This window comes from Rahnella sp. 1L-D-7-B-C2, from assembly GCF_057290995.1.
On sequence record NZ_JBXAVQ010000004.1, the window covers coordinates 247,717 to 270,806 of the forward strand.

Here is a 23,090-nt window from a genome sequence, read left to right on the forward strand (position 1 = left end):
CCGCTATTTCACTCATGGAAACCGGTTTCCAAAGAGACTCAAATACCCTCAGCAAGAGAAAACGGGCAGAACATTTATCATCTGGGAGAAAAGCAAAATGAAAAGAATCATGCTTTGTTGTTCGGCAGGTATGTCGACCAGTTTGTTAGTTCGCAAAATGAAAGAGGTCGCGGCAGAACGCGGTGAGGAAGTGCAGATCGAAGCGTTCGGGGCCAGCGAGTTTGACGAGAAATTCCGTGATTATCAGGTGGTGCTCCTCGGGCCGCAGGTGCGTTACATGCAGGCCGACTTATCCGCCAGGGCGGCTGAATTCAATATTCCGGTCGAAACCATCAACATGATGGATTACGGCATGCAGCGCGGCGATAACGTGCTGGACTTCGCTTACGGGCTGATTGCACAGGAAGGAAGCCGCGTATGAGTGGTCTCTACCAGGCGATGGTCAACGTCATCGAAAAGCACATTACGCCGCTGGCCGGTAGCGTCGGCCAGCAACGGCATGTGATTGCGATCCGCGACGGTTTTATCGCCGCGCTGCCGTTTATGATCATTGGCTCCTTCATGCTGGTGTTTATTTTCCCGCCTTTTTCGCCGGACACCACCAACAGTTTCGCCCGTGGCTGGCTGGATCTGTCGCTAAAATACCGCGAACAGCTGATGCTGCCGTGGTATCTGAGCATGGGCGTGATGACGTTTTTCATCTCGGTCGGTATCGGTGCGAGCCTCGGTAAGCATTATAAACTCGACCCGATCATGACCGGTTTGCTGGCGTTTATGGCCTTTCTGCTGGTCGCAGCGCCGTATCATGACAAACAAATCTCCACCCAGTATTTCTCAGGCGAAGGTATTTTCACCGCCATCCTGACCGCCATTTATGCCGCCGAAGTGTATGCGCTGCTCAAGCGTCGCAACATCACCATTCGCCTGCCGAAAGAAGTCCCGACCGGCGTGGCGCGCTCTTTTGAAATTCTGATCCCGGTGATTGTGATTGTCGCCACGCTGCATCCGCTGAACCTGTTTATTCAGTCCACCACCGGCATGATCATTCCTGAAGCCATCATGCATCTGCTGGCACCGCTGGTTTCCGCATCGGATTCCCTGCCTGCGATTTTGATTTCGGTGTTTATCTGTCAGGTGCTGTGGTTCGCCGGTATTCACGGCGCACTGATCGTCACCGGCATCATGAATCCGTTCTGGATGACCAATCTGGCGCTCAACCAGACCGCCTTACAGGCTGGCGCACCGCTGCCGCACATTTATCTGCAAGGTTTCTGGGATCACTATTTGCTGATTGGTGGCGTCGGCTCGACCCTGCCGCTGGCGATTTTACTGCTGTGCAGCAAGGCCGTGCATCTGCGCACCATCGGTAAAATGGGCGTGGTGCCGAGCTTCTTTAACATTAACGAACCGATTCTTTTCGGTACGCCGATTATCATGAATCCGGTGTTTTTCCTGCCGTTCACGCTGGTACCGATGCTCAACGCCGTCTTCGCCTATACCGCCACCAAACTCGGCTGGGTCGCGCAGGTGGTGTCGCTCACGCCCTGGACGACGCCTGCGCCAATTGGTGCGTCATGGGCCGCAAATTGGGCGTTCAGCCCGGTAATTATGTGTCTTTTCTGTATGGTGTTATCGGCAGTTATGTATTACCCGTTCCTGAAAGCCTACGAACGTACGCTGCTGAAACAGGAAGCGGAAAAGGCCACAACACAAACGGCGGGTAACGCCGTGCCAGCAAACAGCTAAAAGCTAACGGACAGCGAGGATGACGATGAAATATCAATTTCCAAAAGAATTCTGGTGGGGCAGTGCCAGCTCAGCGCCGCAAACTGAAGGGGAAACCCTCAGCCACGGCAAAAGCGCCACGGTCTGGGATCACTGGTATTCGCAGCAACCGACGCGTTTTCACGGCGACGTCGGGCCGCAGGACACATCGACGTTTTACAAAAACTGGCGCGAGGATATCGCGCTGCTCAGGCAGCTGAACCACAACACATTCCGCACCTCGATTTCGTGGGCGCGCCTGATCCCCAACGGGCGGGGCGATGTAAACCCGGAAGCGGTCACTTTCTACAATCAGGTGATCGACGAAATGCTGGCGCAGGGTGTGCAGCCATTCATCAACCTGTTCCATTTCGACATGCCGATGGCGATGCAGGAAATCGGTGGCTGGGAAAACCGCGAGGTGGTTCACGCCTATGAAAAGTATGCCGATACCTGCTTTGAGCTGTTCGGCGACCGTGTAAAACACTGGTTTACCTTCAACGAGCCGGTGGTGCCGGTGGAAGGCGGCTATCTGTATGATTTCCACTATCCGAATGTGGTGGATTTTAAACGTGCAGCGCCCGTGGCTTATCACACTATGCTGGCGCATTCGCTGGCGGTAAAAGCCTATCGCGCCCGTCAGCAGGGCGGCGAAATCGGTATTATCCTTAACCTCACGCCGTCATATCCGCGCTCGCAGAACCCGGCGGATCTCAAAGCCGCGAATATTGCCGATCTGATGTTTAACCGCAGCTTCCTCGATCCGGCGCTGCGCGGTGAATATCCGCAGGAGCTGGTGGAGTTGCTGAAAAAACACGATCAGCTTCCGGCCTGTCAGGAAGGCGACAAAGCGTTGCTGCAACAGGGCGTGGTCGATTTACTCGGCATCAACTATTACCAGCCGCGCCGTATTCAGTGTCGTGACAGTATGGTGAATCCCGAAAGTCCGTTCATGCCGGAATGGTTCTTTGACAACTACGTCATGCCGGGGCGTAAGATGAACCCGCACCGTGGCTGGGAAATCTACGAGCAGGGCATCTACGATATTCTGACCAACCTGCGTGAAAACTACGGCAATCCGCGTTGTTTTATTTCTGAAAACGGCATGGGCGTGGAACACGAGCTGCGTTTTGAGAAGGACGGGCGGATCGATGATGATTATCGCATTGAGTTCGTCAGCGGGCATCTCAAATGGCTGCATCGTGCGTTGCAGGAAGGCAGTGGCTGTCTCGGATATCATATGTGGACGTTTATCGATTGCTGGTCATGGATGAATGCGTACAAAAACCGTTATGGTTTTGTTCAGCTGGATCTCAAGACGCAGAAACGCACGGTGAAAAAAAGCGGCGAGTGGTTTGCGAAAGTCTCTGCCGAACACGGTTTTGACTAACAGATAACGCGGTTAAACAAGGAACGACATGGCAAACATTAACGACGTTTCGCGGCTGGCTAACGTGTCGAAAGCGACGGTTTCCCGTGTCCTGAGTGGCAGCCGCGGAGTGAAAGAGGAGAGCCGCCTGGCCGTGATGCAGGCGGTGGAAGCGCTGCAATACAAACCGAGCATGATCGCGCAGTCGCTGTCGACGCAGTCTACGGGCTGCATCGGCGTGATTTGCGCGGCGGAAAACATCAACCAGAGCACCGGCTACCTGCATGCGCTGGAAAAAGAACTGCGGCTGAATCATAAATATTTGCTGCTCAGATTCGCCACCGACGCCGCCAGCCTCGCGCATTCCGTCGATGAGATTGGGCGCGGTCTGTGCGACGCGATGATTGTGATCGGCGCGCGCTTTACCCTGCCGGCGCTGCCTGACAACGTCATCACCATTGATTGTCTGGATGCAGACTCCGGTCGCAGCATTCATTTTGACCGCAGCTTCGCCACAGAAACCGCCTGCCAGTACGTGTTACAGCAGGGGCGCAGGCAAATTGCGCTGATAAACTACGAAAACAGCGACGCAGCGGGGCAAATCCTTCAGGGTTATCATCTGGCGCTGGAGAAGTTTTTACTGCCTTACGACCGGCGGCTGGTGCACAGCGGCGAACAGGCGCTGGCGCAGTTGCTGTCGCAAAATGTGCCGTTCAACGCGCTGCTGGTGCCGGACGATGCCACCGCGAAGGACGCCCTGCGTCAGCTCGCACTGCTTGGGCGTAACGTGCCGCAGGCGGTGATGGTCTTCAGCCTCGACAGCACGCTGCCGCCGGGCGCGTCTGCGGTTCCGGCGATCGCCTGGCCGCTGGAAACGCTGGCGCAACGGGCGATGGCACTGCTGGCCGGACAATTCTCAGCGAACACCGGCGAACCGGTGCGCGGCCAGCTCTGCTTACCGGCCTGAGCGACCTCGCATGTCGCGCAGCAACGGATACCCGCCTGCGCGAATGTTTGCTAACATGACCGCCAGATCCCTCACACTTTCACCGGCCGCATCTCATTGACTGTTATGAAGAAAAAAAGACCCGTACTCCAGGATGTTGCCGATAAAGTGGGCGTCACCAAAATGACGGTCAGCCGGTATTTGCGCAATCCCGAACAGGTTTCCGGCGCATTGCAGGAAAAGATTTCGGCGGCGCTTGATGAGCTGGGGTACATCCCCAACCGTGCCCCGGACATTCTCTCTAACGCCAAAAGCCGCGCCATCGGCGTGTTGTTGCCGTCGCTGACCAATCAGGTGTTCGCCGAAGTGCTGCGCGGTATTGAAAGCGTCACCGATATTCACGGCTATCAGACCATGCTGGCGCACTACGGCTACAGCCAGGAACGCGAAGAACAGCGGCTGACGTCGCTGCTTTCCTACAATATCGACGGGCTGATTTTGTCCGAACGCCATCACACCGCGCGTACGCTGAAAATGATCGAAGTTGCCGGTATTCCGGTGGTGGAGATGATGGACTGTGTCTCACCGTGTGTCGATCTGGCGGTCGGATTTAATAACTTTGAAGCCGCCCGGCAGATGACGCAGCAAATCATCGCGCGCGGGCATCGTCACGTGGTCTATTTCGGCGCACGTCAGGATGAACGTACGATCATCAAACAGCAGGGCTACGAACAGGCGATGCGCGAATCCGGTCTTGAGCCGTACAGCGTGATGACCAGCCGTTCCTCAAGCTACAGTGCGGGCGCGGAATTATTGCGTCAGGCGCAAAAAGACTGGCCGCAAATCGACAGTATTTTCTGCACCAACGATGACCTTGCGGCAGGCGCATTCTTCGAATGCCAGCGTCAGGGGCTGCGTATTCCGTCACAAATGGCAATTGCCGGTTTCCACGGCCACAACATGGGACAAGCGATGGAACCGCCGCTCGCCAGCGTCCTGACGCCGCGCGAAAGAATGGGGCAGATCTCCGCCGAACGCCTGCTGGCCAGACTGCGCGGCGAAAACGTCGTCCCTCGCATGGTGGACGTCGGGTTTACGATTTCGGCGGGCGGGAGTATTTGAGTTTTAAAGCAGATAAAAAAATCCCCGACGCAATGGCCGGGGATTCAGGATTTCAGACGCGGGCGGAATTACGACGCCAGTGACAAATGTCTCTTCTGCTGTTTGTGCGTTTGCAGCCACTCGGCAACGCGCTGTTGCTGAGATTTATCGAGCCACATGCCGAGTTTAGTGCGACGCCAGATCGCATCATCGAGTTCGCTTACCCACTCTTTTTCCACCAGATAGCGCAGCTCCGCCTCGTAGAATCCGTGACCGAAATCTTCGCCGAGCGATTCAATGCTGGTGGCGTCAGATAAGAACAGCTCCGTCTGGCTGCCGTAGGTGCGGGCGTAGCGGCGTGCCAGTGATTCCGGCAACCATTTGAAGCGGCTGCGCAGATTGGCACTGTAGGTATCGCGATCGCCATTCAGCTTCCCGCCGGGCAGGACGGCCGTTTTGGTCCACGCCGGACCGGCCTTCGGGTAGTACTTGCCGAGTTTTTCCAGCGCATGTTCCGCCAGTTTACGGTAGGTCGTCAGCTTGCCGCCGAACACGGAAAGCAGCGGCGCTTTGCCGTCCAGATCATGAACGTCGAGCGTGTAATCGCGGGTGACCGCCTGCGGTGAATCAGATTCGTCATCGCACAGCGGACGCACGCCGGAGTAAGTCCAGACGATGTCTTCGGTGGTCAGCTGTTTCTTAAAGTGATCGTTATACACCTTCAGCAGATAGCCGATCTCGTTGTCGTCGATCTTCACGTCTTTTGGGTCGCCGTGATATTCCACGTCTGTGGTGCCGATAATGGAGAATTCATCCAGCCATGGGATCACAAACACAATGCGGTGATCTTCGTTTTGCAGAATGTACGCCTGCGGCTGATTGTGCGCGCGCGGCACCACAATGTGACTGCCTTTGATCAGACGAATGCCGTACGGCGATTTCAGCTTCAGGCCGTCGTCGAAGAAATGTTTGACCCACGGGCCGGTGGCGTTCACCAGACCTTTGGCGCGCCAGGTGAACGTTTTACCGGTGTCGATATCTTCGGCTTCTACCATCCACAAACCGTCTTCGCGCCATGCACGGGTTACGCGGGTGCGGGTACGGACTTCGCCGCCGCGTTCTTCCACTTCCTGCGCGTTAACCACGACTAAGCGCGCATCGTCAACCCAACAGTCTGAGTATTCAAAGCCTTTGGTCAGTTCAGGTTTCAGCACCGACTCGTTGCCGAATTTAAGACCTTTACTGGCCGGCAGGCTGGTGCGTTTGCCCAGATGGTCATACAGGAACAAACCGGCGCGGATCATCCAGGCCGGGCGCAGATGCGGCTGATGCGGTAAACGGAAACGCATCGGGAAAGCGATGTGCGGTGCCATTTTCAGCAGTACTTCACGTTCGGCCAGTGCTTCACTGACCAGACGGAATTCGTAATGTTCCAGATAGCGCAGGCCACCGTGGATCAATTTAGAACTGGCCGAAGAGGTCGCGCAGGCCAAGTCTTGCGCTTCAAGCAGCAGTACAGACAGCCCGCGGCCAGCTGCATCTGTTGCGATGCCGGTACCGTTAATACCGCCACCAATTACGATCAAGTCTTTGGTTTCCACGTCATCTTCCTCCAGATGTTCGCAATAGCTCTTTTATGTTCGTTTTCGCTCATGATTGTAATCGAGATTCGACAAACAAGCCAAGCGTTAACCAAATAAAAACAATTATGCGTGATGAAGGTAACATTTTTGTGTCGGTTTCGAGCAAAACGAGGAGAAGGGAAAGAAACCGAACGTGGTCGCGCGTGGAATTTTTCGAAATTGTTCGTTTAGGGCAGGGGATTGGGATGAGGGAAAAGCAGGAGCGCCAGCCTGGCGCTCCAAAGGGCAGGTAAATCAGCAGAGTTCGAGCTGGACGTCGTACTTGTCGATGATTTGCTTCACGCTGTCCGGTGGTTGTTTGTCGGTAAACAGATAGTGGATCAAATCCATTTTACCCAGGTTTACCATGGCGTTACGTCCGAACTTGGAATGGTCAGTGACCAGCATCACGCAGCGTGAGTTTTCGATGATCGCGCGCTTGGTTCGTGCTTCGTGATAATCGAATTCGAGCAGTGAGCCATCCATATCAATGCCGCTGATGCCGAGAATGCCGTAATCAAGGCGGAACTGAGAGATAAAGTCGAGCGTCGCTTCGCCCATGATGCCGCCGTCGCGGGCGCGCACTTCGCCTCCGGCGAGGAACAGACGGCAGTCATCTTTCGCGCTGTACAGCGTCGCCACGTTCAGGTTGTTGGTGACGATGCGCAGATCTTTATGGTTGAGCAGCGCGTGCGCCACGGCTTCCGGCGTGGTGCCGATATCGATAAACAGCGTCGAACCGTCGGGGATCTGGCTGGCGACGCGTTCGGCGATGCGCGCTTTCGCTTCCGACCACATCACTTTACGGTCGTTATACGCAGCGTTCACCGAACTCGACGGCAGCGCAGCGCCGCCGTGATGACGATGGATTTTGTTCTGTTCAGCCAGATCGTTCAGGTCCCGGCGAATAGTTTGCGGGCTGACGGCGAAGTGCTCGACCAGCTCTTCGGTGCTGACATAACCTTGCTGGCGGACTAAATCGATAATCGCATCATGGCGTTGTGTTTGTTTCACCCGAATCCCCTACTTACTTTTTTTGCGCGGTGCGCGCGTATCAACAAATGCCATCACCAGGCCAAGACCCAGACCAAACGCGTGCGCAGCATTGGACACGGCAGCGCCGCCCGTAGCATACCCGATAAACATAAAAATCAGCGAAATCACCAGCAGCCCGCCGGGCACGTATAACTTGCTTTCCGGTTTCAGCTGGCCGGTCAGCCAGGCGTAACCCATCAGCGCGTACACCACGCCGGAGAGGCCACCGAACCAGGCACCGCTGACCATCGACTGACCCCAGCCGCTGATCAGTGCTGAAACGATGGTGACTGTAAACAGTTTGCCGCTACCAAGATGCATCTCAATCTGGCTGGCCAGATACCACCACCACGCCAGATTAATCAGCAGCGCGATAAACGAGAAATTCATCAGCGCCGGGGTGAACCAGCGCCAGATCTGGAAAACGCGCGAACTGTCCGGCCACGCCAGCCAGCTCATCACCAGCGGATCGCCGACCAGCTGTTGCAGGATAAACACCGCAAGGCTGAGCACAATCATGCCAATGGTCAGTGGCCCGGCGCGGCTGCGCAAGCTTTTGAGGAATGGCGTATGGGACATCTTTAAATGCGGCTGGGCCTTGCCGGTTTTCCAGCTGGCTTCCTGATAACGCGGATGCAGCGGATCGCGGACAAACAGCGCAACCTGTTTTTCGGCTTCTTCCAGACGGGATTCGTCATCCAGCCAGATCTGCACTTCCTGGCTTTCGTGTTTCATCGTCAGCGTAAATCCCTGCGTTGCCATGTAATCGACAAACGCCTGAGCGAGACGGGGGTTGTTCAGGTTAAGAATGCGCACCATAGCGTTAAGCGATTTCCCTAATGGATTGTTTTGTTGCCGTCATTTTAGGGCAATACCTTATCTGCCAGCGTGTGGGAAGTCGATTATAACGTCAGTCAGTAAAAGGAGGGGAATTTACGAATGCTGAGAAGCCAGCGGCGGAGAAAAATTAACACGGGTGTGAGATGGATCGGGATTTGATGCAACATCGCGGTTAAACGATGTTGCAATCATTAACCTTACAGGCCTTCCAGCGCCTGTTCCAGATCGGCGATCAGGTCGTCGGTGTCTTCAATACCAATGCTGATGCGAACCAGTCCGTCGGTGATACCGCTTTGACGGCGGATTTCCGGTGCGACGGCGCTGTGGGTGGTAGATGCCGGATGGCAGGCCAGCGAATCGGTATCGCCGAGGGAAACCGCCTGCGTGATGATGCTCAGCTTATCGAGGAACGTCCGTGCGGCGTTCAGCCCGCCTTTCAGTTCAATGGCCATAATCCCGCCGAACAGTTTCATCTGTTGCGAGGCCACCGCATGGCCCGGATGCTGTTGCAGCCCCGGATAAAAGACAGTTCCGACCGCGCTGTGTCCGTCGAGAAATTCCGCCACGGCCTGCGCACTCAGCGAACTGGCTTCGACGCGCAACGGCAGCGTTTTCAATCCACGGATCAGCAAACTGGCTTCGAACGGGCTGAGGCAGCCGCCGAACTGTTTCAGACTGAGTGTGCGGATTGGCGTAATCAGCGCCGCAGAACCGGCCACTACGCCGCCGGTCGCATCACCATGACCGCTGATGTACTTGGTTGCCGAGTGCAGAACGAGATCAATGCCCAGCTCGAGTGGACGCGTCAGGTACGGCGTTGCGAAGGTGTTGTCGGCTACGCTCACTGCCCCGGCGGCTTTCGACAGACGGGCGATTAGCGCCAAATCGGCGATATCCAGCCCCGGATTGGCCGGTGTCTCGACCAGTACCACTTTGGTGTTTTTAGTGAATGCGGCTTCCAGTTCGGCGACGTTTGTGACGTGAACCGGTTTGATACCGTAACGCGGCAGCAGATTGCGCACCACGCCTTCGGTGCCGCCGTACAGCGTACCGATATGAATGATTTCATCGCCCGGCACCAGCAGGGCAAATAAGGTGGCGCTGATCGCCGCCATGCCGCTGGCACAGGCGACAGCAGTTTCTGCGCCTTCCAGCGCTGCGAGTTTTTGTTCGAAAACGGTTACCGTCGGATTGGCAAAACGGCTGTACATGTAGCCTGGTTCTTCACCGCTGAAACGGCGCGCGCCGCTGTCAAAATCGGGGTACGAAAATGCAGAAGACGCCGTGATAGGCGTCGCAATGGCGCCCGTCTGGGCATCGGGTTGCTGGCCGCCATGAACGGCGAGGGTACGCATCCCTAAAGAACGTGAAGTGTTCAGATGTTTCATCTTGAAATCCTGTCGTTGGTAGAAGGAAATTATATCAAGACTGAAGATGTGTAGCTTTTTCCGCTTAAGAACATTTTCGGCGCAGACCGATCGGGCTGGTTATAAAGGAAGTGCATCTGCGCCGGTAAAAACAACGGGAAATCAGGCTTCGATATCCTGAGGGAAGGTTTTAGCCCAGGCTTCAAAACCGCCGTCCACGCTGTAGACCGATTCGAAACCCTGACCGATCAGAAACTGCGCTGCGCCGCGACTGCTGATGCCGTGGTAGCACATCACCAGCACCGGTTTTTTAGCATCGGCCTGATCCATAAAGGCACGCATGCTGTCGTTGCTCAGGTGGAATGCGCCGGGGGCATGACCTGCACCGAACGTCTGCGGATCGCGGATATCGACCATCACCGCTTCGCCTGATGTCAGACGGGTATGCGCTTGTTCCACGCTGATTGCTTCAAATTGTTCCATTTGGCCGGGCCTCATTCGTCAGTTATCCCGGCATTCTACCTAATTATTCACCAATCAAGACCAGACAAACTGCGCGGGTACCCTTAAACCAGCACGACTTTCACGCCTTTCTGACGCAACTGCTCAATGATTTCCGCGTTGGCCTCTTTGCCGGTGATCAGCACGTCGATCTGTTCGGTGCGGCTGAACAACATGCCCGCACGCTGCCCGACCTTACTGCTGTCCACCAGGATCGCCAGATTCCCAACGTAATTCAGCATCTTCTGCTCGGCCATCGCCGTCAGCATATCGGTTTTATACAGGCCATCGGGTGTCAGCCCCGCGCCGCTGGTGAACATCCAGTGGCCGGCATACAGGCTGGCATCGCCGTCCTGCGGGGCGAGGGTAATGGACTGACTTTTATTGTACTGTCCGCCCATGATCACCACGCTGTCGTGCTCCTGCTCAATCAAATAATTGGCCAGCGGCAGATAGTTGGTGATCACCTGAATGTCTTTCCCGCACATTTCACGCCCGAGCAGAAACGCCGTCGAGCCGCAGTTAATCACCACGCTTTCGCCCGGCTGGCACAGTTCGGCCGCCGCTTTGGCGATACGCATTTTTTCATTCAGATTGTGGGTCTGGTGGATGTTCAGCGGTGTCCAGTTCTGACGCGGCTGATTGACGGCTTCGGCACCGTTACGCACTTTGCGTAATTTGCCTAATTCATTGAGTTTGGTGATGTCACGACGCGCTGTCGCCGGAGAAATATCAAAGTGATCAATCACATCAGCGACAGAAATCTGGCCCTGACGCTGCAAAAGATCGAGGATAGCATTGTGGCGTTGTGGCTCAGTCATGGTGGCTCCGCGAGTAAATCGAATCAGAATGATTACCGCGTGATTATAAACGAGCATTTGATGCATTCAATCATCATTTACTGATGAAATACGCGGGGAGTAAATTCCCCGCGATGCGTGCTCTGCACCTTTAAATAATGATTTTTAAAGGAAGGATTTAAACGGCAGATCGGTGTCTGTCGTGAAGCAATCCTCGAATCCGCGCGGATAGTGGTACTCGAAATTGTCTTTGTCATTCGGGTAGGTGAATTTGCCGCCGACCTGCCAGATAAACGGCTTGAAGCCGTATTTCAGGCGGTCTTTTTTCATCTCCCACAGCACGCGGATTTCCTGCGGATCAGCCTGGAAATTCGACCAGATATCGTGATGGAAAGGGATCACCACTTTGGTGTTCAGCGATTCCGCCATGCGCAGCATATCGACGCTGGTCATTTTGTCGGTCACGCCGCGAGGATTTTCGCCGTAGGAGCCGAGTGCCACGTCAATCTGATATTCATTACCGTGTTTGGCGTAATAGTTGGAATAGTGTGAATCGCCGCTGTGATACAGGTTTCCGCCCGGCGTTTTGAACAGGTAGTTCACCGCCCGCTGATCCATCATGTCCGGCAGCACGCCTGCGGCTTTCTGGTCGGCGGGCAGGGTGATAAGCACCGTGCGGTCGAAAGAATCCAGCGCATGAATTTCCACATCTTTGATACGCACGACTTTCCCCGGCGTCATCACGATGCAGCGCTCAGCCGGCACGCCCCAGCTCATCCACAGATCCACGCAGGTTTGCGGGCCGATGAACGGCACGTCGGAGGCGCAGTTTTGCATGACGGCGGCGGCGACGTTAACGTCAATGTGATCGTTGTGATCGTGCGTGGATAACACCGCGTCGATCTCGCGGATCGCAAAGGGATCAAGCACGAACGGCGTGGTGCGCAGGTTGGGTTGCAGCTTCTTCACACCGGCCATGCGTTGCATCTGGTGGCCGGTTTTCATCAGCGGGCTGCTGTGATTTTGCTTGCCGACGCCGCACCACAAATCGACGCAAATATTTGCGCCGCCTTCAGACTTCAGCCAGATCCCGGTACAGCCCAGCCACCACATGGCAAAGGTGCCCGGCGCGACCTTTTCCTGCTCAATTTCTTCGTTTAACCAGGTGCCCCATTCCGGGAAAGTGCTCAGGATCCAGGATTCGCGGCTGATCGTTTCTACTTTGCTCATGGTGTTCCCTCATCGTCATAACAGTGTGAATAAAATGTCACAACAAATCATTATGTGATTATATGTGATTGGTTTATGCGAAAACTATCACCGAAATATCGTCATGACAATGACTTTGAATGAAGATTTACTGATGGAGATGACAACGCATCCTCAAAGGATATTGAGCGGGAAGAACGTTTTTATAGAAACAGGTTTCATTTAATAAGCTGAAATATAAATAAAAAGAGGAGTAAATCTGTTCGGGTGAATATTTCTGACATGACGATAACTTGCGAGACTGCTCACAAATAATCATTGTGAATCTTTACCTGATTCGATGTGAGCATTAGGGTGCATCTGTCCCTCACTTTTAATGCGATATTCAGCGTAAAAGATCAAACCAGGTCAGACGGAGAGTCTTATGGAATTCCTCTACACCCTCTTTACCGTATTTTTTAATCAGGTAATGACCAACGCGCCGCTGCTGCTGGGTATTGTGACCATGCTCGGTTACATCCTGCTCAGAAAGAGCGCGACGGTAGTTATCAAAGGCACCATCAAAACCATTATCGGCTTTATGTTATTGCAGGCCGGATCCGGCATTCTGACCGGCACGTTTAAACCGGTGGTGGCCAAGCTGTCGGAGGTTTACGGCATCAACGGCGCGATCTCTGACACCTACGCCTCCATGATGGCGACGGTCGAACGCATGGGCGATGCCTACAGCTGGGTCGGTTACGCGGTGCTGATTGCCCTCGGCCTGAACATCCTGATGGTCGTTTTCCGCCGTATTACCGGCATTCGCACCATCATGCTCACCGGCCACATCATGTTCCAGCAGGCCGGGCTGATTGCGGTCTTCTTCTTTATCATGGGCTACCCGATGTGGACCACCATCTGGTGCACGGCGATTCTGGTGTCACTGTACTGGGGGATTACGTCCAACATGATGTACAAACCGACGCAGTCCGTAACCGAAAACAGCGGTTTTTCCATCGGCCACCAGCAGCAGTTTGCCTCCTGGATCGCCTATAAAATCGCACCGTATCTCGGCAAGAAAGAAGACAGTGTCGAAGACCTGAAACTGCCGGGCTGGCTGAACATTTTCCACGACAATATCGTTTCCACCGCCATCGTGATGACCGTGTTTTTCGGCATCATTTTGTGTTCGTTTGGCCTGGATACGCTGCAACAAATGGCCGGTAAAACCCACTGGACCATCTACATCCTGCAAACCGGTCTGATGTTTGCCGTGGCGATTTTCATCATCATTCAGGGTGTGCGCATGTTTGTCGCCGAACTGACCGAAGCCTTTAACGGCATCTCACAACGCTTAATTCCCGGTGCCGTTCTGGCGATCGACTGCGCAGCGATTTACAGCTTCGCGCCAAACGCCGTGGTCTGGGGCTTTATGTGGGGCACCATCGGCCAACTGATTGCCGTGGCCATCCTGTTCGGCCTCGGTTCTTCCATCATGATCATCCCCGGCTTTATCCCGATGTTCTTCTCCAACGCCACCATCGGCGTGTTTGCCAACCATTTCGGTGGCTGGCGCGCTGCGCTGAAAATCTGTCTGGTGATGGGGATGGTCGAAATCTTTGGCTGCGTCTGGGCTATCAAACTCACCGGCCTCAGCGCCTGGATGGGGATGGCCGACTGGTCGATTCTCGCACCGCCAATGATGCAGGGCTTCTTCAGCCTCGGCATGGCCTTTATGGGCGTCATTGCGATGATTGCACTGATGTACATGTTCTTCGCGGGCCGCACGTTGCGCGCCGAAGAAGACGCTGAAAAACAAGCGCTTAATCAATCTACTTCTCACTAATCAACGAGGTTCCCATGACAGTACGAATTCTGGCGGTATGCGGTTGCGGGCAAGGCAGTTCGATGATCATGAAGATGAAAATCGGCCAGTTCCTGACGCAGGAAGGTGTGGATCACACCATGAACAGCTGCGCGGTGGGCGAGTACAAATCAGAACTGGGCGGCGCGGACATTATTGTCGCCTCCACGCACGTCGCGGATGAAATCACGGTCAGCGGCAACAAATACGTGGTTGGTGTGCGCAACATGCTGTCCGCGGCAGACTTCGGCCCGAAAGTGATGGAAGTGATTAACGCACACTTCCCCACGTCGCTAAAAAAGTAGGGGGCAAAAGATGAAACTGCGAGATTCGCTGGCTCAGAACGATTCGATCTGCCTGAACGCGGAAGCAGAAACCTGGCAGGAAGCGGTAAAAATTGGCGTCGATATGCTGGTGAAAGCTGACGTGGTGGAGCCGCGTTACTACCAGGCAATTCTGGACGGCGTCAAACGTTTCGGCCCGTACTTTGTGATAGCGCCCGGCCTGGCGATGCCGCATGGCCGTCCGGAAGAGGGCGTGCTCAAAACCGGTTTCGCGCTGGTGACGCTGAAAAAGCCGCTGGTGTTCAACCACGAAGATAACGATCCGGTGGATATTCTCATCACGCTGGCCGCCGTGGATGCCAACGCTCATCAGGAAGTCGGCATCATGCAGGTGGTGAACCTGTTTGACGATGAAGCCAATTTCGATCGCCTGCGAGCCTGTACTACAGCGCAGCAGGTCCTTGATTTGATCGACCAGACGTCCGCCGCCGCGGCGCACTAATTCACATTTTTGCTCTCAGAGAAGGAATTCACTATGTCTCATTCATTACCGATGTTGCAGGTTGCACTGGATAACCAGTCGATGGACGACGCCTACAAAACCACGCGTCTGATTGCCCACGAAGTGGACATCATCGAAGTCGGCACCATTTTGTGCGTCGCCGAAGGCGTGCGTGCGGTGCGTGATTTAAAAGCGTTGTACCCGGAAAAAATCGTGCTGGCCGATGCCAAAATCGCCGATGCCGGAAAAATCCTCTCGCGGATGTGTTTTGAAGCCAATGCCGACTGGGTGACGGTGATTTGTTGCGCCGACATCAACACCACCAAAGGTGCGCTGGACGTGGCGAAAGAGTTTAACGGTGACGTGCAAATCGAACTGACCGGCTACTGGACGTGGGAACAGGCGCAGGAATGGCGCGACGCGGGCATCGGGCAAGTGGTGTATCACCGCAGCCGGGACGCACAGGCAGCAGGCGTGGCGTGGAGCGAAGCCGATATTACCGCCATCAAACGTCTTTCCGATATGGGCTTTAAAGTGACCGTTACCGGCGGGCTGGCGCTGGAAGATTTGCCGCTGTTTAAAGGCATTCCGATCCACGTCTTTATTGCCGGTCGCAGCATCCGCGATGCCAAAGATCCGGTCGAGGCGGCGCGTCAGTTTAAAAAATCCATCAGTCAGCTCTGGGGCTAAGGAATCTCGCATGATGCATAAAGCCGTTCCACTCGGTATCTATGAAAAAGCCCTGCCTGCGGGCGAAGACTGGCTGATGCGCCTGACGCTGGCGAAAGAGCTGGGTTTCGATTTCGTTGAAATGTCGGTGGATGAAACCGATCACCGGCTGGCGCGGCTTGACTGGTCACGAGAGCAGCGTCTGCTGGTGGTCGATGCGATTTCGCGCACCGGTATCCGCATTCCGTCGATGTGCCTGAGCGCACATCGCCGTTTTCCGCTCGGCTCGGAGGACGATGAAACCCGTAATCAGGGGCTGGAAATAATGCGTAAAGCCATCGTGCTGGCGCAGGATTTGGGTGTCCGCGTGATCCAGCTTGCCGGCTACGATGTCTGGTACCAGCAGGCCAACGATCACACCCGCGAACGTTTTCGCGATGGTTTGCAGGAATCGGTGGAAATGGCCAGCCGCGCGCAGGTGACCCTGGCGATGGAAATTATGGATTACCCGCTGATGAATTCGATCAGCAAGGCGCTCGGCTACACCCATTACCTGAACAATCCGTGGTTCCAGCTTTATCCGGATATCGGCAATTTGTCGGCGTGGGATAACGACGTGCAGATGGAGCTGGCAAGCGGCGCGGGGCACATCGTCGCCGTGCATATAAAAGATACGCAGCCGGGCGTATTTAAAAACGTGCCGTTCGGCAGCGGCGTAGTGGAATTCGAGCGCTGTTTCGAAACGCTGCAAAAAAGCGGCTATCGCGGGCCGTACCTGATCGAAATGTGGAGCGAAACCGCCGCCGATCCGATGCAGGAAGTGCGCAACGCGCGCGCCTGGGTGGTGGATAAAATGCAGAAAGCCGGGCTGAACATGGAGGAAATGGCATGACGGAGTCACTGAAGCAGCGGGTGTTTGAGGCCAATATGGCGCTGCCGGCATACGGTCTGGTGACCTTCACCTGGGGCAACGTCAGCGGCATCGATCGCCAGCGCGGCCTGGTGGTGATCAAGCCGAGCGGCGTGGAATACGCAAAAATGCAGGCAGACGACATGGTGGTGCTGAACCTGCAAGGAGACGTTGTTGAAGGGCATTACACACCTTCTTCTGACACCGCCACGCATCTCGAACTGTACGCCCGCTTCCCTGAACTCGGCGGTATCGTGCATACGCATTCCACCCACGCAACCTCATGGGCGCAGGCGGGCGTCGCCATTCCGGCGCTCGGCACCACGCATGCAGATTATTTTTCCGGTGCGATCCCCTGTACGCGGCCATTAACGCGCGAAGAAGTCGCCGGGCAGTACGAACTGGAAACCGGCAGGGTGATCGTCGAAACGCTGGAAGGGATCAATCCGCTGCATATGCCGGGCATTCTGGTCGCCCAGCACGGCCCGTTCTGCTGGGGAACCACGCCGGAGCAGGCGGTACACAATGCCGTGGTACTGGAAGAAGTCGCGAAAATGGCGTGGATCACCGGCACCCTGCAACGCGCGCAACCGCCGATGGACGATTATCTGCTGCATAAGCATTTCAGCAGAAAACATGGGCCGGATGCGTATTACGGGCAAAAGTAGCGAACACTGAATTGCCATTAATATCCCAACTCCCTTCGCAGCGGAGGGAGCCGATTAAGCCGTCTTCAGGTTTTGCTTTTAGCTCCTCCCCATGCGAAGGGGGAGGTTGAGAGGGGGTATTGGCTGGCGATAAAAATCTAAAAATCTCCCTTCGACATGATTTCATGCATTTTTCCTCTGACCTCTTGTGAGCATTTTTTCGACATTGGGTTTATACATAAGTGTATTGGGATCACACTTTTTACCGCAATCAGGCTTTTTCTCACGGAAATATTCCGTCCCCTCTGACAGAAAAGAGACTGCCCTATGTCGAAGATCACGCTCAAGCAGGATGTTTTTTTGGCGGCGTTAACCCGCCAGTGGCAAGCGTTCGGACTCACCAGCGCGAAGGACATGACCCGGCACCAGTGGTGGCATGCGGTCAGCGCCGCCGTTGCAGAACAGCTGCCGCCGCAAAGCGATACCGTCACCAGCAAAAGCAAAAAAGTCACCCGCCACGTTAACTACATTTCGATGGAATTTCTGGTCGGAAGACTGACCGGCAACAACCTGATCAATCTCGGCTGGTATGAGAAAATCGCCAGCGTGCTGGAACAGTTCGATATCAATCTGACCGACCTGCTGGAAGAAGAAATCGATCCGGCACTCGGTAACGGCGGGCTGGGGCGGCTGGCAGCCTGTTATCTGGATGCGATGGCGTCAGTCGGGCAACCGGGCATCGGTTATGGCCTGAATTATCAGTACGGTTTGTTCCGTCAGCGGTTTGTCGATGGCAAGCAAAAAGAGTCGCCGGACGACTGGCACCGCAACGATTACCCGTGGTTTCGCCACAACAGCTCGCTGGCGGTGAGCGTCGGTATCGGCGGGAAAATCGTCAAAAATGAGCAGGGCGTTGCACGCTGGGAACCGGAATTTACCCTGCGCGGCGAAGCCTGGGATCTGCCGGTGATGGGCTATCGCAACGGCGTTACTCAGCCGCTGCGGCTGTGGGAAGCCACCCATCCGCATCCTTTTGATCTCGATAAGTTTAACGACGGTGAGTTTCTGAAAGCGGAACAACAGGGCATAGATGCCGCTAAACTGACCAAAGTGCTTTATCCCAATGACAATCATCAGGCAGGTAAACGCCTGCGCCTGATGCAGCAATATTTCCAGTGCGCCTGCTCGGTGGCAGATATTTTACGGCGGCATCATTTCCTGGGGCGTAAAATCAGCGAACTGCCGGACTACGAAGTTATTCAGCTTAACGATACCCATCCGACCATCGCCATTCCTGAAATGTTGCGTGTGCTGATCGACGAACATCAGATGAACTGGAATGACGCGTGGCACATCACCAGCCGCACCTTTGCTTACACTAACCACACCTTAATGCCTGAAGCGCTGGAAACCTGGGACGAAAGTCTGGTGCGCAGCCTGCTGCCACGCCATTTCCAGATCATTAAGCAAATCAACACCAACTTTAAGAAACTGGTCAGCAAAGAGTGGCCGGGCGATGAGGCTGTCTGGGCGAAACTGGCGGTGCACCACGACAAACAGGTGCGCATGGCGAATTTGTGCGTGGTCGCCGGTTTTGCGGTGAACGGCGTCGCGGCGCTGCATTCGGATCTGGTGGTCAAAGATCTCTTCCCGGAATACCACCAGCTGTGGCCGGAGAAATTCCACAACGTCACCAACGGCATCACGCCGCGCCGCTGGCTGAAACAGTGTAATCCTGAGCTGTCAGCACTGATTGACGACCGTCTGAAAACCGACACTTGGGTCACGAATTTAGATCTGCTAAAAGAGCTGGAAAGCGGCGTTAAAGATAAAAAATTCTGCAAACAGTACCGCAAAATCAAGCACGACAACAAAGTGCGGCTGGCGGAATACGTCTGGCATCGCATGGGCATCCGGCTCAATCCGGAGGCAATTTTCGATGTGCAGATCAAACGTCTGCACGAGTACAAACGTCAGCATCTCAACCTGTTGCATATCCTTTCGCTGTACCGCCAGATCCGCGATAACCCGAAACTCGACATCGTGCCGCGCGTTTTCCTGTTCGGTGCCAAAGCCGCGCCCGGTTATTACCTCGCCAAAAATATTATCTATGCGATCAACCAGGTCGCGGAGAAGATCAACAACGATCCGATCGTCGCGGATCGTCTCAAAGTGGTGTTTATTCCGGATTATTGCGTGTCGGTCGCAGAACTGATGATCCCGGCGGCTGACGTTTCTGAGCAGATCTCTACGGCGGGCAAAGAAGCCTCCGGCACCGGCAATATGAAGCTGGCGCTCAACGGGGCGCTGACCGTCGGCACGCTGGATGGCGCGAACGTCGAAATTGCCGAGCAGGTCGGTGAGGACAATATCTTCATCTTTGGCCTGACGGTGGATGAAGTGAAGGCGCAGCTGAAAAAAGGCTACAAGCCGAAAGCGGTGGTGAAAAAAGATAAACACCTGAAAGCGATTCTCGACGAGCTGGCCAGCGGTTTTTACGCCAATGGCGATAAGAAAGCCTTCGATCTGATGCTTAACAGCCTGCTCGACGGCGGCGATCCGTATCTGGTGCTGGCCGATTTCGCTGAATATTGCCAAGCGCAAAAACAGGTGGATGCACTTTACCGCAACGCCGATGAATGGACGCGCCGCGCGCTGCTCAACACCGCACGCGTTGGGATGTTCAGCGCCGACCGTTCCATCCGCGATTACCAGCAGCGCATCTGGCAGGCCAAACGTTAGGAGCAGGCATGGAGGATAAGCAACTCGTTGAAGCCGCTCGCCGGGCGGGGATTATAGACAGTTTTATCAATATGGCCGATGAGGTTGAAACGGTTTCCGATGATACCCGTATCGCCCTGCTGGCAGCGATGGGGCGTGACCCGCAGGACGTGGAAGACGTTACACCGATTCCGCCGGTGAAAGTGGTTACTGAAGGCAAAAACGTGCTGCTGACGCCGGAAGGCAGCGGTGAATTTGCGTGGCAGCTGATGTTTGAGAACGGTGACCAGACGCAGGGTGAGATTCAGGGCGGCAACGTGCTGAATCTCAGCGCAGGTCTGCCTGCGGGCTATCATCAGCTGACGTTATCGCAAAACGGTCAGGTCTGGCCGTGCCGGATTATTGTGGTGCCCCCGCGCTGTTTCGAACCGCAGGCATTGTGCAAGGGCAAAAAACTGTGGGGCGCGACTATCCAGCTCTACACGCTGCGTTCAGAGAATAACTGGGGCGTCGGCGATTTCGGCGATCTGAAAAAAATGGTCGAAGAAGTCGGGCAGCGCGGCGGCGCGTTTGTCGGGCTTAATCCTATTCATGCGCTCTATCCGGCGAATCCGCTGAGCGCCAGCCCGTACAGCCCATCGTCCCGCCGCTGGCTGAATCTGACGTATATCGACGTAAACGCCGTGGAGGAATTTGCCGAAAGCCCGGAGGCGCAAAGCTGGTGGCACTCCATCGATACGCACGACGCCCTGTTACAGGCGCGCAGCACAGAATACGTCGATTATCCGCTGGTAATGAAGCTCAAATCCGCCGCGCTGAAACTGGCGTGGCCACTGTTTGATGAGCTGGCGGAAGCCAGCCCGCGTAAGCGTGACTTCCGGCGTTTTGTGCAAACCGGCGGCGAAAGTTTACGCCAGCAGGCGCTGTTCGACGCCCTGCATACTCACCTGCGGGATCTGGATTTAGGCCAGTGGGGCTGGCCGGTCTGGCCCGATGCGTATCGTAATGCGAAAGGCGCAGACGTGGCGGAATTCAGCGAACGTTACGCCAGTGAAATTGAGTTCTTCATGTGGCAGCAGTGGCTGGCACACACGCAGTTTTCGGCGTGTTATCAGCGCAGCGTTGAGCTGGAAATGCCTGTCGGGTTGTACCGGGACTTAGCGGTCGGCGTCGCAGAAGGCGGGGCAGAAACCTGGTCGGATCCGGCGCTGTATTGCCTGAACGCTACTATTGGCGCACCGCCGGATATCCTCGGGCCGCAGGGGCAAAACTGGGGGCTGCCGCCCATCGATCCGCATGAAATGAAAGCCCGTGCCTATCAGCCGTTTATCGATTTGCTGCGCGCGAATATGGCGGAGTGTGGCGCGCTGCGTATCGATCACGTGATGGGGCTGCTGCGGTTGTGGTGGATACCGGCCGATCAGGAGGCGGGCAACGGTGCGTATGTGCGTTATCCGCTGGAAGATTTGCTCGGCGTGCTGGCGCTGGAAAGCCAGCGGCATCAGTGCATGGTGATTGGCGAAGATCTTGGCACTGTGCCGAAAGAGATTGTTGCCAGCCTGCGCGACAGCGGCGTCTATTCCTACAAAGTGCTGTATTTCGAGCATGACAAAACCTTCACCTATCGCCCGCCGCAGGATTATGTGGTGCAGGCAATGGCCACGGTCACCACGCATGATTTACCGACGCTGCGCGGATACTGGGAGGGCGGGGATTTAACGCTCGGTGAGTCGCTGGGTGTGTATCCGGATCCGCAGGTGCTGGAGAAGCTGCGTGGCGAACGGGAACACAGCAAGCAGGGGCTGCTTAACGCGCTGCATCTGCAACACTGCGTACCGGAAGGAACTTCGCGCCATGCCGAAAATATGCCGATGTCGCCTGAGCTAAACCGGGCTTTGCAATATTATCTGGCAGGCAGCGCCAGCGCGTTGCTCGGCCTGCAACCGGAAGACTGGCTGGAAATGTCCACGCCGGTCAACGTCCCCGGCACCAATACGGAGTACCCCAACTGGCGGCGCAAGCTGACGCATTCGCTTGAAGATATGTTTGCCGACGAACACGTCACTACGTTGCTGGCGGATGTAAACCGGCTAAGAAGGGCGGCTTCTGAGTCGTCTGCTAAACCCCCTTCCAATCTCCCCCTTCGCAGGAGCAGGAGCTAAATCAAGGACGGATTCGGGCAACTCCCTTCCCTGCGAAGGGGAGGGTTGGGGTATTCATGGAGATACCTGTATTCAAGACATAAAAAAAGCACCCAATTCACCGGGTGCTTTTTGCATTCTGGCCGATCAACGGTTGATCAGTAGAATGAGTGTTCGCCGCGCTGGTGTTCGGTCAGATCGCGAACGCCTTTCAGCTCTGGGAAGTTTTGCAGCAGTTCTTTCTCGATGCCGTCTTTCAGGGTGACATCAATCATTGAACAGCCGTTACAGCCGCCGCCGAATTGCAGGATAGCAATGCCGTCGTCGGTGATTTCCATCAGGGAAACACGGCCGCCGTGGCTGGCTAACTGCGGGTTAATCTGCGATTGCAGCTGATATTCAACACGTTCCATCAGCGGCGCATCGTCAGACACTTTGCGCATTTTCGCGTTTGGCGCTTTCAGCGTCAGCTGGGAACCTAGCTGATCGGTCACGAAATCGATCACCGCGTCTTGCAGATAAGGCGCGCTGAGTTCATCGACGAAAGCAGACAGCTTCTCGAACTTCAGTTCGGTATCCGTCGCTTCAACCGCGTCGGGTGGGCAATAGGAGACACCGCACTCTGCGGTTGGCGTACCCGGGTTGATCACGAATACGCGGATTTGGGTGCCTTCTTCCTGGTTTGCCAGCAGTTTGGCAAAGTGCTCTTGGGCAGCATCGGTAACAAGGATCATAACATTAGCTCAATAGTTGACTATTCCAGTTGGTTATAATACGCCCTTTGCATTTACCCGTCATCCCTCGTGTTGCCGCAGT

At 55.3% G+C, this 23,090-nt stretch carries 21 protein-coding genes; 13 read left to right on the plus strand and 8 right to left on the minus strand.

Features of this window, described 5'->3' with window-relative positions; translation table 11 throughout:
• The first annotated feature begins 97 nt into the window (after positions 1-97).
• The 5 genes from AC0Z7K_RS09600 (at position 98) to gntR (ending at position 5,201) form a co-directional block, all read left to right on the plus strand.
• A complete protein-coding gene (locus AC0Z7K_RS09600; protein ID WP_112167510.1) occupies positions 98-421 on the plus strand; it encodes a PTS sugar transporter subunit IIB in 324 nt (107 codons plus the stop codon).
• Complete coding sequence (locus AC0Z7K_RS09605) at positions 418-1,746, plus strand: PTS sugar transporter subunit IIC (protein ID WP_213051777.1); 1,329 nt, start codon at positions 418-420, stop codon at positions 1,744-1,746. Before AC0Z7K_RS09600 ends, AC0Z7K_RS09605 begins: the two co-directional genes overlap by 4 nt.
• Positions 1,747-1,771: 25 nt before the next feature.
• Complete coding sequence (locus AC0Z7K_RS09610; RefSeq protein WP_485614133.1) at positions 1,772-3,154, plus strand: glycoside hydrolase family 1 protein; 1,383 nt, start codon at positions 1,772-1,774, stop codon at positions 3,152-3,154.
• Between the two features lie 28 nt (positions 3,155-3,182).
• Complete coding sequence (locus AC0Z7K_RS09615) at positions 3,183-4,100, plus strand: LacI family DNA-binding transcriptional regulator (RefSeq protein WP_485614135.1); 918 nt, start codon at positions 3,183-3,185, stop codon at positions 4,098-4,100.
• A 105-nt stretch (positions 4,101-4,205) separates the two neighbouring features.
• Complete coding sequence (gene gntR, locus AC0Z7K_RS09620) at positions 4,206-5,201, plus strand: gluconate operon transcriptional repressor GntR (protein ID WP_112167513.1); 996 nt, start codon at positions 4,206-4,208, stop codon at positions 5,199-5,201.
• 68 nt (positions 5,202-5,269) lie between these two features.
• On the opposite strand, the gene glpD is transcribed toward gntR, so the two are convergent.
• The 7 genes from glpD to ulaG form a co-directional block, all read right to left on the minus strand.
• A complete protein-coding gene (gene glpD, locus AC0Z7K_RS09625) occupies positions 5,270-6,781 on the minus strand; it encodes a glycerol-3-phosphate dehydrogenase (protein WP_485614136.1) in 1,512 nt (503 codons plus the stop codon).
• A 276-nt stretch (positions 6,782-7,057) separates the two neighbouring features.
• Positions 7,058-7,816 carry a DeoR/GlpR family transcriptional regulator gene (locus AC0Z7K_RS09630; RefSeq protein WP_112167515.1) on the minus strand — a complete coding sequence of 253 codons (759 nt, stop codon included), beginning with the start codon at positions 7,814-7,816 and terminating at the stop codon, positions 7,058-7,060.
• Between the two features lie 9 nt (positions 7,817-7,825).
• On the minus strand, positions 7,826-8,656 hold the full coding sequence (gene glpG, locus AC0Z7K_RS09635; RefSeq protein ID WP_485614138.1) for a rhomboid family intramembrane serine protease GlpG: 831 nt from the start codon (positions 8,654-8,656) through the stop codon (positions 7,826-7,828).
• A 218-nt stretch (positions 8,657-8,874) separates the two neighbouring features.
• Positions 8,875-10,065, minus strand: coding sequence for a trans-sulfuration enzyme family protein (locus tag AC0Z7K_RS09640; protein WP_485614140.1), 1,191 nt, complete (start codon positions 10,063-10,065; stop codon positions 8,875-8,877).
• A 141-nt stretch (positions 10,066-10,206) separates the two neighbouring features.
• Positions 10,207-10,527: a thiosulfate sulfurtransferase GlpE gene (gene glpE, locus AC0Z7K_RS09645; protein ID WP_413530107.1), complete on the minus strand. Its 321-nt coding sequence runs from the start codon at positions 10,525-10,527 to the stop codon at positions 10,207-10,209.
• A gap of 83 nt (positions 10,528-10,610) precedes the next feature.
• Complete coding sequence (ulaR, locus tag AC0Z7K_RS09650) at positions 10,611-11,366, minus strand: HTH-type transcriptional regulator UlaR (protein WP_413530108.1); 756 nt, start codon at positions 11,364-11,366, stop codon at positions 10,611-10,613.
• Positions 11,367-11,510: 144 nt separating this feature from the next.
• On the minus strand, positions 11,511-12,575 hold the full coding sequence (ulaG, locus tag AC0Z7K_RS09655) for an L-ascorbate 6-phosphate lactonase (protein ID WP_112167520.1): 1,065 nt from the start codon (positions 12,573-12,575) through the stop codon (positions 11,511-11,513).
• Positions 12,576-12,978: 403 nt separating this feature from the next.
• Here ulaG and ulaA point away from each other — a divergent pair, with 403 nt between their 5' ends.
• The 8 genes from ulaA to malQ all read left to right on the plus strand — a co-directional run bounded on the left by ulaA (position 12,979) and on the right by malQ (position 22,295).
• Positions 12,979-14,382, plus strand: a complete 1,404-nt coding sequence (gene ulaA / locus AC0Z7K_RS09660) for a PTS ascorbate transporter subunit IIC (protein ID WP_485614141.1) — start codon at positions 12,979-12,981, stop codon at positions 14,380-14,382.
• A 14-nt stretch (positions 14,383-14,396) separates the two neighbouring features.
• Positions 14,397-14,705 carry a PTS ascorbate transporter subunit IIB gene (gene ulaB / locus AC0Z7K_RS09665; RefSeq protein ID WP_195814787.1) on the plus strand — a complete coding sequence of 103 codons (309 nt, stop codon included), beginning with the start codon at positions 14,397-14,399 and terminating at the stop codon, positions 14,703-14,705.
• Positions 14,706-14,715: 10 nt separating this feature from the next.
• A complete protein-coding gene (gene ulaC / locus AC0Z7K_RS09670) occupies positions 14,716-15,186 on the plus strand; it encodes a PTS ascorbate transporter subunit IIA (protein ID WP_485614143.1) in 471 nt (156 codons plus the stop codon).
• Positions 15,187-15,219: 33 nt separating this feature from the next.
• On the plus strand, positions 15,220-15,876 hold the full coding sequence (locus AC0Z7K_RS09675; RefSeq protein ID WP_485614145.1) for a 3-keto-L-gulonate-6-phosphate decarboxylase UlaD: 657 nt from the start codon (positions 15,220-15,222) through the stop codon (positions 15,874-15,876).
• A 10-nt stretch (positions 15,877-15,886) separates the two neighbouring features.
• Complete coding sequence (locus tag AC0Z7K_RS09680; protein ID WP_485614147.1) at positions 15,887-16,747, plus strand: L-ribulose-5-phosphate 3-epimerase; 861 nt, start codon at positions 15,887-15,889, stop codon at positions 16,745-16,747.
• Entirely contained in the window at positions 16,744-17,433 is a 690-nt protein-coding gene (locus tag AC0Z7K_RS09685; protein ID WP_413530113.1) for an L-ribulose-5-phosphate 4-epimerase, read from the plus strand. The genes AC0Z7K_RS09680 and AC0Z7K_RS09685 overlap by 4 nt, the downstream gene beginning before the upstream one ends.
• Positions 17,434-17,739: 306 nt before the next feature.
• The gene (gene malP / locus AC0Z7K_RS09690; RefSeq protein ID WP_413530114.1) at positions 17,740-20,154 is read left to right on the plus strand and encodes a maltodextrin phosphorylase; all 2,415 of its coding nucleotides are present in this window, start codon (positions 17,740-17,742) and stop codon (positions 20,152-20,154) included.
• A gap of 8 nt (positions 20,155-20,162) precedes the next feature.
• Positions 20,163-22,295 carry a 4-alpha-glucanotransferase gene (gene malQ / locus AC0Z7K_RS09695; protein ID WP_485614149.1) on the plus strand — a complete coding sequence of 711 codons (2,133 nt, stop codon included), beginning with the start codon at positions 20,163-20,165 and terminating at the stop codon, positions 22,293-22,295.
• A 137-nt stretch (positions 22,296-22,432) separates the two neighbouring features.
• On the opposite strand, the gene nfuA is transcribed toward malQ, so the two are convergent.
• The gene (gene nfuA, locus AC0Z7K_RS09700) at positions 22,433-23,008 is read right to left on the minus strand and encodes a Fe-S biogenesis protein NfuA (RefSeq protein ID WP_112167529.1); all 576 of its coding nucleotides are present in this window, start codon (positions 23,006-23,008) and stop codon (positions 22,433-22,435) included.
• Between the last annotated feature and the right edge of the window lie 82 nt (positions 23,009-23,090).